11 protein-coding genes, 1 pseudogene and 1 riboswitch are annotated in these 14,288 nt (G+C 43.4%); of the genes and pseudogenes, 11 read left to right on the top strand and 1 reads right to left on the bottom strand.

Annotated features, from left to right (window positions below):
* The first annotated feature begins 34 nt into the window (after positions 1 to 34).
* The 3 genes from ftsA (at position 35) to lpxC (ending at position 3,657) form a co-directional block, all read left to right on the top strand.
* Positions 35 to 1,297: a cell division protein FtsA gene (gene ftsA, locus F896_RS17390; RefSeq protein WP_016162413.1), complete on the top strand. Its 1,263-nt coding sequence runs from the start codon at positions 35 to 37 to the stop codon at positions 1,295 to 1,297.
* 164 nt (positions 1,298 to 1,461) lie between these two features.
* Complete coding sequence (ftsZ, locus tag F896_RS17395) at positions 1,462 to 2,643, top strand: cell division protein FtsZ (protein WP_004803609.1); 1,182 nt, start codon at positions 1,462 to 1,464, stop codon at positions 2,641 to 2,643.
* Between the two features lie 111 nt (positions 2,644 to 2,754).
* The gene (lpxC, locus tag F896_RS17400) at positions 2,755 to 3,657 is read left to right on the top strand and encodes a UDP-3-O-acyl-N-acetylglucosamine deacetylase (RefSeq protein ID WP_004803611.1); all 903 of its coding nucleotides are present in this window, start codon (positions 2,755 to 2,757) and stop codon (positions 3,655 to 3,657) included.
* A 98-nt stretch (positions 3,658 to 3,755) separates the two neighbouring features.
* On the opposite strand, the gene F896_RS17405 is transcribed toward lpxC, so the two are convergent.
* Entirely contained in the window at positions 3,756 to 4,196 is a 441-nt protein-coding gene (locus F896_RS17405; RefSeq protein ID WP_004803613.1) for a hypothetical protein, read from the bottom strand.
* A gap of 105 nt (positions 4,197 to 4,301) precedes the next feature.
* Between F896_RS17405 and F896_RS17410 the strand changes: the two genes are divergently transcribed.
* The 8 genes and pseudogenes from F896_RS17410 to guaB all read left to right on the top strand — a co-directional run bounded on the left by F896_RS17410 (position 4,302) and on the right by guaB (position 14,195).
* On the top strand, positions 4,302 to 5,003 hold the full coding sequence (locus F896_RS17410) for a M23 family metallopeptidase (protein WP_005201593.1): 702 nt from the start codon (positions 4,302 to 4,304) through the stop codon (positions 5,001 to 5,003).
* A 204-nt stretch (positions 5,004 to 5,207) separates the two neighbouring features.
* A complete protein-coding gene (aceE, locus tag F896_RS17415; protein ID WP_016162412.1) occupies positions 5,208 to 7,925 on the top strand; it encodes a pyruvate dehydrogenase (acetyl-transferring), homodimeric type in 2,718 nt (905 codons plus the stop codon).
* A gap of 2 nt (positions 7,926 to 7,927) precedes the next feature.
* On the top strand, positions 7,928 to 9,880 hold the full coding sequence (locus tag F896_RS17420) for a 2-oxo acid dehydrogenase subunit E2 (RefSeq protein WP_016162411.1): 1,953 nt from the start codon (positions 7,928 to 7,930) through the stop codon (positions 9,878 to 9,880).
* A 122-nt stretch (positions 9,881 to 10,002) separates the two neighbouring features.
* Positions 10,003 to 10,290: a hypothetical protein gene (locus F896_RS17425; RefSeq protein ID WP_016162410.1), complete on the top strand. Its 288-nt coding sequence runs from the start codon at positions 10,003 to 10,005 to the stop codon at positions 10,288 to 10,290.
* A gap of 34 nt (positions 10,291 to 10,324) precedes the next feature.
* A riboswitch (yybP-ykoY riboswitch) is annotated at positions 10,325 to 10,465 on the top strand.
* A gap of 84 nt (positions 10,466 to 10,549) precedes the next feature.
* Positions 10,550 to 11,125 carry a TMEM165/GDT1 family protein gene (locus tag F896_RS17430; protein WP_004657162.1) on the top strand — a complete coding sequence of 192 codons (576 nt, stop codon included), beginning with the start codon at positions 10,550 to 10,552 and terminating at the stop codon, positions 11,123 to 11,125.
* Between the two features lie 162 nt (positions 11,126 to 11,287).
* Positions 11,288 to 12,094, top strand: coding sequence for an oxygen-binding di-iron domain-containing protein (locus tag F896_RS17435; RefSeq protein ID WP_016162409.1), 807 nt, complete (start codon positions 11,288 to 11,290; stop codon positions 12,092 to 12,094).
* 127 nt (positions 12,095 to 12,221) lie between these two features.
* Positions 12,222 to 12,587 (top strand): annotated as a pseudogene (locus F896_RS0119590) (YkgJ family cysteine cluster protein).
* A gap of 141 nt (positions 12,588 to 12,728) precedes the next feature.
* Positions 12,729 to 14,195: an IMP dehydrogenase gene (guaB, locus tag F896_RS17440; RefSeq protein ID WP_004803627.1), complete on the top strand. Its 1,467-nt coding sequence runs from the start codon at positions 12,729 to 12,731 to the stop codon at positions 14,193 to 14,195.
* The last annotated feature ends 93 nt before the right edge of the window (positions 14,196 to 14,288 follow it).

The raw sequence follows: 14,288 nt of genomic DNA, 5'->3' as shown, positions 1-14,288 counted from the left end.
TCCTAAACAACACTAAAGATATGGTATTGAAGTAATGAGTGAAGCTGTTCCCTCAGTTGTTGCGATTGATATTGGGACTCATAAAGTCTCAGTTTTGATTGGTAAGATCCATGCACCAGATAAGATCCAAGTCATTGGCATGGCAACTGCTCGCAACCGAGGTATGGTTAAAGGCAAGATTGTTAGCTTAGACAAGGTCATTGCGGCGATTAAGAATGCGGTATCCGAAGCCGAGGATATGGCTGAGTGTCGTATTCATAGTGCGTGGGTGTCGATTCCAAGTACTGAATTACAAAGTTTTTATGCGTCAGGCCGTACTCCTGTTGCCAACCACGATCATATTATTACGACAAATGAAGTGGTGCGCGCGCTAGAGTTGGCCAAAGCCAGTCATGTATCGCCAGACTATTATCTGGCTAGTGCTGTGCCATTGGGCTTTGAGTTGGGTGATTCAGCGGAATGGGTGCAAAACCCTGTGAATATGTCGGCGCATAGTATGACTGGGCATTATCAGTTAATGATGATGCCGATCAGCACCATGCAAAACCTTGATCGTGCCATGAAAGGGGCCAATATCGGGGTGGAGAAAATGGTGGTGTCTTGCTTGGCAACCGCTGAAGCCAGTCTGCTCAAAGACGAAAAAGAGTATGGTGTGTGTCTGGTTGATATTGGTGCGGGCATTACCAATATTGCAGTGTACCTAGATGGTCGCTTAGCCTTAGCACGGACCTTGCCGCGTGGTGGTGAGAATGTGACGCGTGATATTGCGGCTGTTTTGCAGACCACCACGGAAGAAGCAGAACGCATCAAGATTTTACACGGTTGTGTTGATTTAAGCGTCGTTAAGCCAGATCACATGATTCAAGTGCAAGCGATTGATGGAACACAAACCATCAGTCGTATTGAACTTGCAGAAATCATCATTGCGCGTTATGAAGAAATCTTCACTTTAATCCGTGAAGAATTGGAACATAGCGGTGCGATTCATGGCCTCTATCATGGTGTGGTACTGACTGGCGATTCTTGTCAAATTGAGGGTATGGTGAATTTGGCGCGCCGTATGTTGGGTGTGTCTGCTCATTTGGGCAACCCACCATTACAGGTTTATGCGGATGATCAACATTTAGCTGCATTGCGTCGTTCAATGTACGCAACCGCATCTGGCTTGTTGATGTTTAGCCAAAGTGATTTGCAAGATACGGTTGAAGAGCCAGAAGAAGCAAGTGATCGTAGTTTTGTTGATCGTGTTGCCAATGGTTGGAATGCATTAAATAGCAAATTAAAGGCCATCTTTTAAGTTGTAGTTATTTTTGGGAAAATTTGTTAGGAAGTTGTTCTAAATCAGCCACTGTACTTGACAAGCTAGCGATTATTGAACAGCATCCTAAACATCAGTTGTTTAAAAATCAGGGCAGTAACGGGCTGAAGTAACTGCCATTAATATTAGGAAATCTAAAGGTCATGGCCTCATTTGAATTTATAGAAGATGAACTAGACAATGGCAACGGTCAAGCCCGTTTCACAGTATTTGGCGTTGGTGGTGGTGGCGGTAATGCCGTGCAGCACATGGCGCAATCTGATATCCAAGGTGTAAAGTTCGTTTGTGCAAATACAGACAAACAAGCATTGGATAGTATGAACGCCCCATTCAAAATTCAATTGGGTGAACAAAGTACACGTGGTTTAGGTGCAGGCGCGAATCCAGAAGTGGGTCAAATCGCAGCGGAAGAAAGCCGTGAAGTGATTCGTCAGCATCTTGAAGGTACTGACATGGTGTTTGTCACTGCCGGCATGGGTGGTGGTACAGGTACAGGTGCTGCACCAGTGGTTGCGGAAGTTGCCAAAGAAATGGGTATCTTGACCGTAGGTGTGGTGACTACACCATTCAACTTTGAAGGCCGTCGTCGTCAAAAGTCTGCTGAAAAAGGCATTGATGCTTTAGAAGCACATGTTGATTCATTGATCATCATTCCAAACCAGCGCTTACTCAGCGTTTATGGTGATATTTCAATGAAAGATGCCTATAAAAAGGCAGATGATGTGTTGCTGAATGCAGTGCGTAGTATTTTTGATCTTGTGGTAAACCGTGGTCATATTAACCTTGACTTTGCTGACTTGAAAACAGCGATGAGTACACGTGGTTATGCCATGATGGGTGCTGGTTTAGGTCGTGGTGAAGATCGTGCTCGCCAAGCTGCTGAACAGGCAATCCGTAGCCCATTGCTTGATAATGTGAATATTATTAATGCAAAAGGCGTATTGATTAACATTACGGGCGGGGATGATATTACCCTGCGTGAAACTGAAATCATTACTGATGTCGTGAACCAGATCGTTGATTTGGATGAAGGTGAGATCTTCTATGGTACGGTATTTGACCCAGATGCGCGTGATGAGCTTCGTGTGACTGTTATCGCAACAGGTTTAACCCGTAATGCAAGTGAAGTTGATCAGAAAAGACGTGCTGTAGTTTCACATGCACCGTCTGCTCAAGCGGCTCAGCAACCAGTTGATGAAGATGATGTTCCTGCGATCAGCAAACGTGCAAATACGGATGCACCAGTGGGCGCAACAGCAAGTTCTACGCCACGTTCATCGCCAATGAGCATTCAAGACTATCTAAAAAATCAACAGCGTAAATAATAAAATCATATGTTTAGAGAAGGGGGGTAAGTAATTACCCCCTTTTTTATTTTTTTAAAATGGCAAAATATGCTAAGTTATATCGGTTTTTGCAAATGAAGTTGGTATGGCATGTTGAAACAACGTACTCTCAAACGTGTGGTGAAAGCGAGCGGTATTGGTCTGCACAGTGGTCAAAAGGTGCTGATTAATTTTGTTCCACATCATATTGATGGAGGTATTGTCTTTCGCCGTATCGACTTAAATCCCCCGATTGACCTTCCAGCCAATGCTTTATTGATTCAAGAAGCCTTTATGTGCTCGAATCTGGTTCGTGAAGATATCAAAGTCGGCACTATTGAGCATGTCATGAGTGCGATTGCAGGACTGGGGATTGATAATCTGATAGTTGAAGTCTCTGCATCCGAAGTACCGATTATGGATGGCAGTGCAGGGCCTTTTATTTATTTATTGATGCAAGGTGAATTGGCGGAGCAAGACGCGCCAAAGAAGTTCATTCGCATTTTAAAGCCCGTAGAGGCTTTAATCGACGACAAAAAAGCCATTTTTTCACCACATTCAGGCTTTCAGCTCAACTTTACTATCGATTTTGATCATCCTGCCTTTGCCAAAGAATATCAATCAGCTACGATCGATTTCTCGACGGAAACTTTCGTCTACGAAGTTAGTGAGGCGCGAACTTTTGGCTTTATGAAAGATTTGGATTATTTAAAAGCCAATAATCTGGCTTTGGGTGCGAGCCTTGAAAATGCGATTGGTGTGGATGATACGGGTGTAGTCAATGAGGAAGGCTTGCGCTTTGCCGACGAGTTTGTACGTCATAAAATTCTAGATGCGGTCGGAGACTTATATTTGCTTGGACATCAAATTATTGCCAAGTTTGATGGCTATAAATCGGGGCATGCGCTGAACAATCAGCTATTACGCAATGTTCAAAACGATCCAAGCAGCTATGAAATTGTAACATTTAATAACGAGAGTGATTGTCCAATTCCTTATGTGAGTGTGACATAAGTCATTGTCTTTTATTGCCTATGTTATATTATAACGAATGAATCTGAGATTTTCATCACATAAAATTAGTGTGTATTCCAACACTTAATCTATGCAGTTTACTTTTTATTGCTTGCCAAACGTAGTAAAGCTTGGCTAAGCTTAGGGTCGCTCACATATTCAGCGGCGCTGCGCAATTGCTCTTGGGTCTCTGATGTTAGTGTTTTTGTTGGGGGAGAGGGTTCACGAGAGACAACTGTTTTGTTTCTTAACCGAACTTGAATTTTTCGTAATTCCTTGAGTCCTTCGAGCTGAGCTAACTGCGCAACATAGTGGCTTTGTAAATAGCTGAGTTGACTAATCATTGCTTGATTCTCACCCGTTATGATCAAAACGCCATGTTGATAACAAACAACCTGCCATTGCTCTGGTTGGGGCAGTAAAGGTTGAATAATTTTCGTAAGTTGTTTCCATTGTGTGACTTGCGTCGTCAGAAACGTTAAGTTTCCAGTTTTTATGTGTTGTCCTTTCTGTTGGAAAACGTTGTTAGGGTCAGACATATAACTTCCTCGGAGGTGATGTGTCCATCTTAAGCGTTTGCTTCAGCTGTTATCAAGGAACAGATGATAAAGGAACGTTTGAAGGACGGTTTCAAGAGGTTTTTTATGCATCATACGCGTCGTATTTTACTCGCATTTTCGTTGGCTGCTTCAGCTGCTTCGGTTGCTTTCGCAGATTATCAGAACATTGGTCAAGCCACAGGTGATGACCGCTTAGAGCAATTATCAAAAACCTTAGCTCAAGGTTCTTATACTCATTCTGCTGATATGGATCTGCCAGCCGTATCGAATGTGTCAGTTAAATTACGTGAAAAAACCATTGAATTGAACAATGCAACGATTGAGAAGAAATATGGTCGTTCAGCGATCTCATCTCAAGACAACGCACCGTCATTCTCTGCAAATACAGGTTATTCTTGGTTGGTGAGTCATCCATTACAGGAAGGACGTGTCAGTTCTTCTTGGGGTAACCGCACTTTATTAGGCTCAACACGTCATCATTCTGGTGTTGATCTTGCCGCACCCTCTGGTACGCCAATCTATTCTACTGGCCCTGGTGTGGTGACGAAGTCAGGTTGGGGCACAGGTTATGGTCAGTATGTCGAGATTGATCACGGCAATGGCTATATCACCCGTTATGCTCATGCATCACGTTTAATCGTGAATGCAGGTGATCGCGTGAGTGCAGGTGAGCATATTGCCAATGTGGGTTGTACTGGTCGTTGTACGGGCCCACATTTACATTTTGAAGTAGTCAAAGATGGTCAACGTAAAAATCCATCAACTTACTTAGCAATGTTGCCTTAATGTAATTTGTTAACAGTTGTATATAAATATTCAAAAAAATCGCCTTTATTGGCGATTTTTTATGTGTTTTGTTTCATTTAGGTCAATGACTATTTTGTCAGAAAATAATAAGGCGTTTTGCATTCATCTGGGGCAATAGTTCTATCACAGCAAAACATGATAAAAATAGGGTCGACAAATAACTTAAGGGAAAAGGTGAATTGTATGGCGTTTTATGGCGACTCTGACGCGCAAGAAACCCAAGAATGGCAAGAAGCATTTGATTCAGTATTACAACATATGGGCACGGAACGTGCTGCCTTCTTACTAGAAAAACTCTATCAACGGGCAATTGCGAAACATGTGCCAATCCAGCGCTTAAATACACCTTACCTCAACACCATTTCAGTTGAAGAACAACCAGCGATGCCTGGCGACCAGGATATGGAACGCCGTATCCGTGCCTTGATTCGCTGGAATGCATTGGCAATGGTGTTGCGTGCCAATAAAACGGGCGACGATTTGGGTGGTCACCTTGCAAGTTTCGCATCATCTGCAACTTTGTATGATGTGGGCTTTAACCATTTCTTCCGTGCTGCCTCAAATAATTTCGGCGGCGACATGATTTATTACCAAGGTCATTGTGCCCCTGGTATTTATGCACGTTCTTTCTTGGAAGGGCGTTTAACTGAAGATCAATTAAATAATTTCCGCCGTGAAGTAGGTGGCAATGGTCTTCCAAGTTATCCGCATCCCTATTTAATGCCTGATTACTGGCAGTTCCCAACCGTATCGATGGGTTTGGGTCCTATTATGTCGATTTACCAAGCACACATTCAAAAGTATTTGATGAATCGTGGTTTGATCAAAGAAGAAGATCGTAAAGTCTGGGCTTATCTTGGCGATGGTGAGATGGACGAGCCAGAAAGTACAGGTGCAATTTCACTTGCTGGTCGTGAAAAGCTTGATAACCTCATTTGGGTCGTGAACTGTAACTTACAGCGTCTCGATGGTCCTGTACGTGGTAACGGTAAAATTATTCAAGAATTAGAATCTTTATTCCGTGGTGCGGGCTGGCGTGTCATTAAAGTGGTATGGGGTCGTCATTGGGATCCACTGCTTGCTCAAGATACTTCAGGCGCTTTAAAAGCGGTCATGGACGAAACAGTTGATGGTGAGTACCAGCGCTATCAAGTGAAAGGTGGTGCATATACACGTGAGAAATTCTTTGGCAAGTACCCAGAAGCTGCGGAACTGGTCAAAGATTTAAGTGATGAAGACATCGATAATCTTAACCGTGGTGGTCATGACCCGTACAAAGTTTTTGCTGCCTATGCAGAAGCAATGAAAGCCAAAGGTCAACCAACCGTTATTCTTGCGAAAACGGTTAAAGGTTACGGTCTGTCTGAGGAAATTGAAGCGGTGAACAAAACGCACCAAATCAAAAAAATGCAGATCGACTCTTTGAAATATGTACGTGACCGTTTTAACCTGCCATTTACAGATGATAAGTTAGAAGACCTCCCATTCTATCGCCCAAGTGAAAACTCTCCAGAAATGAAGTACATGAAGGCGCGTCGTGAAGCATTAGGTGGTTACCTACCAGCACGTCGTCGTGAGAGTGAAACTTTAGCGATTCCTGAACTCTCTGTATTTGATGCTGTATTAAATGGTTCAGGTGGTAAAGAACAATCGACCACAATGCTAATGGTTCGTTTAATTGCTGCTTTACTTAAAGAAAAAGCCATTAAAGACCGCGTCGTACCAATCGTGCCAGACGAAGCACGTACTTTTGGTTTGGAAGGGATGTTCCGTCAGCTTGGTATTTATGCCGCTCATGGTCAAAAATATACCCCAGAAGACCAAGAACAGTTAATGCATTACCGTGAAGCAAGTGACGGTCACATGCTGCAAGAAGGAATTAACGAAGCAGGTGCGATGAGTGCATGGGCTGCGTTGGCAACTAGTTATTCAACCAATAACTTGCCAATGATTCCAATGTACATGTACTACTCAATGTTCGGTTTCCAACGTATTGGTGACATTGCATGGGCTGCTGGTGATGCACAAGCACAAGGTTTCTTACTCGGTGCGACTGCTGGCCGTACCACATTGAACGGTGAAGGTTTACAGCACCAAGATGGTCATTCACATATCTTGGCGAACACAATTCCAAACTGTGTATCTTATGATCCATGTTTTGGTTATGAATTGGCTGTGATCGTACATGACGGTTTACAGCGGATGTATGTGAACCAAGAGCGAGTGTTCTATTACTTAACCGTAATGAACGAAAACTACGAGCATCCTGCAATGCCAGAAGGCGCTGAGGAAGGCATTAAACGTGGTATGTACTTGTTCGAAAAAGATGAAAAGGCAACGGTTCAATTACTTGGCTCAGGTGTCATTCTTCGTGAAGTGATTAAAGCTGCGAAAATCTTACGTGATGAATACCAAATCCATTCAAACGTTTGGAGTGTAACAAGCTTCAATGAGTTGTCTCGTGATGGTATGGCGTGTGAAGAATACAACCGCTTACACCCGCTTGCTGAAGAAGAGAAAGAATCTTGGGTATCTAAACAGTTACGTGGCACAGAAGGTGTGGTCGTTTCTGCGACAGACCATATGCGTGCGTACAGCGAACAAATTCGTGCATATCTTCCGGATGGTCGTCCATTTGTTGCATTAGGTACAGATGGTTATGGCCGTTCAGATACACGTGCGAACTTGCGTAGTTTCTTTGGTGTTGATGCTGCGCATATCGTGGTTGCGACTTTGAAAAAATTAGCGGATGAAGGTGAAGTGGATGCTCGTTTAGTTAAAGATGCAATTTCTAACTTTGAGCTAGATACTGACCGTCCAGTGGCATGGGCTCCACAAGCGCATCCGGAAGTTCAGGCCGTTGCTGAATACAATGAAACGCAAACAGGTGAGGGGAAATAATCATGCAAATCCAAGCACCTGATATTGGCGTAGATAAAGCTCTCGTTGCAGAAATCTTGGTCAAAGTGGGCGACCATGTTGCAGTTGACGATAGCCTTCTAGTTTTAGAATCAGATAAGGCAACGGTAGAAGTACCAAGTACTGCGGCAGGGATCGTGAAAAGTATTCTGGTACAGCAAGGCGATGAGGTCACTGAAGGTGTGGCCTTGATCGAGCTTGAGTCTGAAACCGCTGAAGAGGCCCCTGCAAAGGAAGCACCGAAAGCGGAAGCGCCAAAAGCAGAAGCAAAACCTGTAGAAGCTGAAATAAAAGCGCAACCTGCTGTTCCAACAGCGACAGCAAGCCAGATTGTGGATGTAAAAGTTCCAGATATTGGTGTAGAAAAAGCGTTGGTTGCAGAAGTGTTGGTGAAAGTCGGCGATCAGATTGAACCAGAACAAAGTATTGTAGTGGTTGAATCAGACAAAGCGACGGTAGAAGTACCAAGCTCTGTTGCGGGTGTTGTCGAAGCCATTCAAATCAAAGAAGGCGATAGCATTAAAGAAGGCGTGGTATTGATTCAGGTCAAGACCGCGAGCGCTGCAACGCCATCTGAACCGCAAGCAGCTCCAGCTCAAACAGAAGTGCCAGTAGCAACAACAGAAGCACCAGCTGCAACTCATACCTCAACAGGTAATGTTGAAATTGAAGTACCTGATCTAGGTGTAGAAAAAGCACTTGTTTCAGAAATTCTAGTCAATGTGGGTGATCGCGTTGAAGCTCAACAAAGCTTATGCGTGGTTGAGTCAGATAAGGCTTCGGTTGAAGTGCCGAGCTCAGTTGCAGGTATTGTGAAAGCAATTCATGTCTCTGCCAATCAAGAAGTTCGTCAAGGCATGGCTTTGGCAACGATTGAAGTGAGTGGCTCGGCCGCTGCACCAGCAGCAGCGTCAAAAGTTCAACCAGCGGCTACGCCTGCTACTCAAGCTGCAGCAGTAAAACCACAGGCGGCACCGAGTGCGTCAGCGCAAGCTGAGAAGTTGACCAAACAGCAAGAAGCTGACAATGCCAAAGTCTATGCTGGTCCAGCTGTACGAAAACTGGCACGCGAGTTAGGTGTGGTTCTTGGACAGGTGAAAGCATCTGGTGAACATGGCCGTGTGATGAAGGACGATGTTTTTGCCTATGTGAAAACACGTTTGACTGCACTACAGGCTGCATCGACCTCTCAAGCCGCTCCAGTGGCTTCAGGCTTACCTAAGTTGCCAGACTTTAATGCATTTGGTGGTGGTGAAGTGAAAGCGATGACGCGTTTACAGCAAGTGTCTGTACCGCAATTGTCATTGAACAATTTCATTCCACAAGTGACACAATTCGATTTAGCGGACATTACTGAACTCGAAGCATGGCGTGGCGAACTGAAAGATGGTTTTAAAAAGCAAGGTTTGAGCTTAACTATTTTGGCCTTTATTGCCAAAGCGGTTGCACACTTGCTGAAGGAAGAGCCGTATTTTGCTGGGCATTTGGCCGATGATCAGAAGGCAGTGTTGTTGCGTAACGAAATTCATATGGGTATTGCAGTTGCGACCCCAGATGGCTTAACAGTGCCTGTATTGCGTAACCCTGACCAAAAATCAATTAAGCAGATTGCAGCAGAATTGGCTGAACTCAGCCAAAAAGCCCGTGATCGTAAATTGTCACCGAAAGATCTACAAGGTGCCAACTTTACCATTACCAGCCTAGGCAGTATCGGTGGAACAGCATTCACACCATTGGTGAACTGGCCACAAGTGGCGATTTTAGGTATCTCACCTGCCACGATGCAACCTGTGTGGAATGGTAAAGACTTTGATCCGCGCTTAATGTTGCCGTTGTCATTGTCTTATGACCACCGTGTGATTAATGGTGCAGATGCAGCACGTTTTACCAATAAGCTGACTAAGTTGTTAAAAGATATTCGTAGCTTATTGCTCTAATTGTTTTTGCACTTAGAAAACCTCGCTGAAGCGAGGTTTTCTATTTTTAGGCTGAATAAAATATGAATATATCTATGTTATGTTGAACTGAGAATAAATTTTCATTGCTTGAAGGAGCAGGGATGTTGGTGATTTATCGGGTGATGCTGCCTTTATTACTGATTGTTTTTGTGGCGATGGGCTTGTGGGTTAGCTTCTTACATTTTCCATGGGATTGGGTGATGTATGTGGTCATGGGGTTTGAAGTGCTGCTTGCGACTGTCGTCATGGCGATGGAATATCAAGCCCAAGATGTGGGCGGAGCGAGTGGCTGGGGTAGCTTTGGGTTTTTGGGGCTAAGTGCCTATTTGGCCTTTTTGTTGGGTTTTTTACGGGTGTTGGTGTGGAGTTACCAAAAATTTTGGTTTTAGTGATTTAAAACCATTTTATTGTTTGATAGAATGAAGTCACTTCATTGGGGAGTAGCCGCTCTTTACGCAAAGTAAAGAGGTGATGATCAACATAATTGTTCAACTGAACATGGTCATCATAGCAAAGAACCAAGAACAGCTTCTCAGCTGTGCTTTTGTTGGCAAGACCTTTGATTTACCACTCTGCATCAATCTATTTGATTTTGGCTAGCAGGAGGGGTAGGTCATCGGTATATTTTGCTAGCCAGAGCATTCAACTATGTATGAATTTCTCATTTCCACTTCAATTGTTGCCCTTGCTGAAATGGGTGATAAAACACAATTGCTCGCACTCTTGCTTGCAGCACGTTTCCGTAAACCAATTCCGATTTTAATTGCCATTCTATTAGCAACCACGATTAATCATGGTATTTCTGCTGTCTTGGGACAATGGATTACCACCGTACTCAGCCCTGAAATTCTATTATGGATTCTTGCGCTTGGTTTCATCGGGATGGCGATCTGGATGCTGATTCCAGATGAACTGGGGGATGAAACTGAAAATATCAATAAATGGCAGAAATTCGGGGTGTTTGGTGCCACCTTCATCTTATTCTTCTTGGCTGAAATTGGTGATAAAACCCAGATTGCAACAGTTGCTTTAGCGGCACGTTTTGACAGTGTGTTCTGGGTGATGCTAGGCACCACATTTGGGATGATGCTTGCCAATGCCCCTGCGGTATTTATTGGCAATAAGCTGGCGGATAAATTGCCGATTTCATTAATTCATAAAATTGGTGCCGCGATTTTCTTGATTGTGGGTGTTTCAACACTAGTACAGCATTACTTTTTCTAAGTCGTTTGAATTTAAAATCAGTAATGGCCCATCCAAATGTGATGGGCTTTTTCTTATAAATTATGATAAAAGTCCAATATCTGATTGAAACATGAACTAAATCCCATTATTTTATTATGGAATTAAAATATTTCATATTTAAAGAATTTTTCTGGGGTGGTTATGAGTTTTGAGCGGACAACATCGCAAATACTGTTTGATAATGGTACACATAAATGCATTAGTTTTACCAGTTTGGTTAAAGGCGAAGGTATTCAGGCTAATCAATTTTTAATTATTGATCATGAACGTGCAGCGGTTTTGGATCCTGGTGGTGATCTCACTTATGTTCCTTTAACCATGGAACTCAACCGTTATACCAAACTGAAAAATCTCGACTATGTAATGGCCTCGCATCAAGACCCTGACATTATTACCTCAATGCCGCGTTGGTTAGTCTATACCGATGCCAAAGTAGTGGCTTCTAAGCTGTGGGCGCGCTTTTTACCGCATCTTAACTCTGCTTTTATGAGTGAGCGTATGAAGGGGAATTGGGAAGAGCGTCTGATTGAACTGTCCGATACAGGGCAAATTATTCCTTTGGGAGAGTCTGTGATTGTTGCAGTGCCTGCACATTTCCTGCATTCCGTTGGTAATTTCCAGTTTTATGATCCAACTGCCAAAATCCTATTTTCTGGGGATATGGGGGCTTCGATCGTTGACGATGCAAGCCTACCGATTACAGATTTTGAAACACATATCAAAAAGATGAAAGGTTTCCATCAACGGTATATGTGTTCCAATAAGGTGATTCGTTTATGGGTCAATATGGTTCGTCAAATGGATATCGACATGATTGTGCCGCAACATGGAACCGCTTTTGTTGGTAAAGAGATGATCAATCAATTTCTAGACTGGATTGAAACTTTGGAATGTGGCGTAGATTTGATGAATGAATATGTTTTTAGTTTACCGACTGAAATGAGCTAAATTTCTGAGTCAGGAAAATGACTGGGAAATACATAAATCGCTGATTGAGCACTCTTGTCGCTATCAATAAATTTTCTTAGGATTCATCAGATAAAGGATTGAATTTGATAACGAGAATTTTAAGAAAATGTTGTCTCAAATTGCGACACCAGATGCGTGTGTCAGTTGTGGTGCCTGCTGTGCAAATTACCGTGTTTCTTTCTATTGGGCTGAGGCAGAACAGATCCCTGAGAACATGGTTGAACCACTTACAGCTGTTTATTCCTGTATGAAGGGAACCAAGCAAGCACAAGTCAAATGTGTGGCTTTGCAAGGGGAAGTGGGACAGTAAGTGAGCTGTTCCATCTATCCATTTCAGAGTTCAAGTTGCAAGGAAGTGCAGATTGCCGATTCACATTGTAACAAGGCGCGGTTGGTGCACAAACTGATTCCGTTGGTCACGATTGAGCAGCAGCCCTCTGAAAATAATGACAATTATGATCAGGTTTGCTAACAGGAGTTATAGGATTCGGTAGGCATAAACGTGCATCAGAAAGCTTTTTAAGCAGCGCTTGAAATTATTTTCATCATAGAAAATGAAAATCACAGTGAAATTTGTTTATAATAGCTCACGGAAATTACCAGTGAGATTGTTATGCTGACCATCGTTCAAGAAGCGCTAACCTTCGATGATGTCTTATTACTTCCTGCCTACTCAACTGTTCTCCCAAAAGATGTCTCCTTAAAGACACGTTTAACTCGCGGAATTCAACTTAATATCCCTCTCGTTTCTGCTGCAATGGATACCGTGACTGAGTCACGTATGGCAATTGCGATGGCGCAAAATGGTGGTATTGGTATTTTGCACAAAAACATGGATATTGCAGCGCAAGCCGCTGAAGTTCGCCGTGTGAAAAAATTTGAAGCTGGTATGGTGAAAGATCCAATCACTGTTGGCCCTGAAACGACAGTGCGTGAGCTGATTGCGATTACCCAAGCGAATAATATTAGCGGTGTGCCTGTTGTAAAAGATGGCAAAGTGGTGGGGATTGTCACGGGTCGTGATACACGCTTTGAAACCAATCTTGAACAACCTGTAAGCAACATCATGACAGGTCAAGACCGTCTTGTGACTGTTCGTGAAGGCGAGTCTAAAGAAAATATCCAAGCATTATTGCAAAAACACCGTATTGAAAAAGTTTTGGTTGTTGGTGAGAACCATGAGCTTAAAGGCTTAATTACCGTAACTGACTTCCGTAAAGCTGAAAGTTATCCAAACAGCTGTAAAGATGATTTGGGTCGTTTACGTGTTGGTGCTGCGGTGGGTACAGGTGCAGAAACACCAAGTCGTGTAGAAGCTTTGGTCGATGCAGGTGTAGATGCGATTGTGGTGGATACTGCTCATGGTCACTCAGCTGGTGTAATTGAACGTGTTCGTTGGGTAAAAGCTAACTATCCACAAGTTCAAGTCATTGGCGGTAACATTGCAACTGGTGATGCAGCATTGGCATTGCTTGATGCAGGTGCAGATGCTGTGAAAGTCGGTATCGGCCCTGGTTCAATCTGTACGACACGTATTGTGGCTGGTATTGGTATGCCACAGATTTCTGCAATTGATAGCGTTGCAAATGCACTGAAAGATCAAATCCCTTTGATTGCAGATGGTGGTATTCGTTTCTCTGGCGATATGGCGAAAGCAATTGGCGCAGGTGCGAGCACGATTATGGTCGGTTCACTCCTCGCTGGAACAGAAGAAGCACCAGGTGAAGTTGAATTCTTCCAAGGCCGTTACTACAAAGCATACCGTGGCATGGGTTCATTGGGTGCAATGGCGGGTGTATCTGGTTCTGCTGACCGTTACTTCCAAGATGCTAAAGCGGGTGCGGAAAAGTTGGTACCAGAAGGCATTGAAGGTCGAGTGCCATACAAAGGCCCAATGGGTAATATCGTACATCAAATGATGGGTGGTTTACGTTCATCAATGGGTTATACGGGTTCATCTGTCATTGAAGATCTTCGTCAAAATGCAAAATTTGTGAAAATTACTTCAGCAGGCATGTCAGAATCACATGTTCATGACGTGACGATTACCAAGGAAGCGCCAAACTATCGAGTTGGTTGATTTTTGGTAATTTTGTTGACAGAAAAACCGTCAGTCCACTGACGGTTTTTTCGTTTTGGTGTAAAGTGAATCAGATGAAGAAAGATATGGTTC

The sequence above is a fragment of the Acinetobacter genomosp. 15BJ genome (assembly GCF_000400715.1).
GTDB lineage: Bacteria > Pseudomonadota > Gammaproteobacteria > Pseudomonadales > Moraxellaceae > Acinetobacter.
The sequence above is the reverse complement of the archived record's forward strand: the minus strand, read 5'-3'. Positions and strand labels throughout refer to the sequence as shown.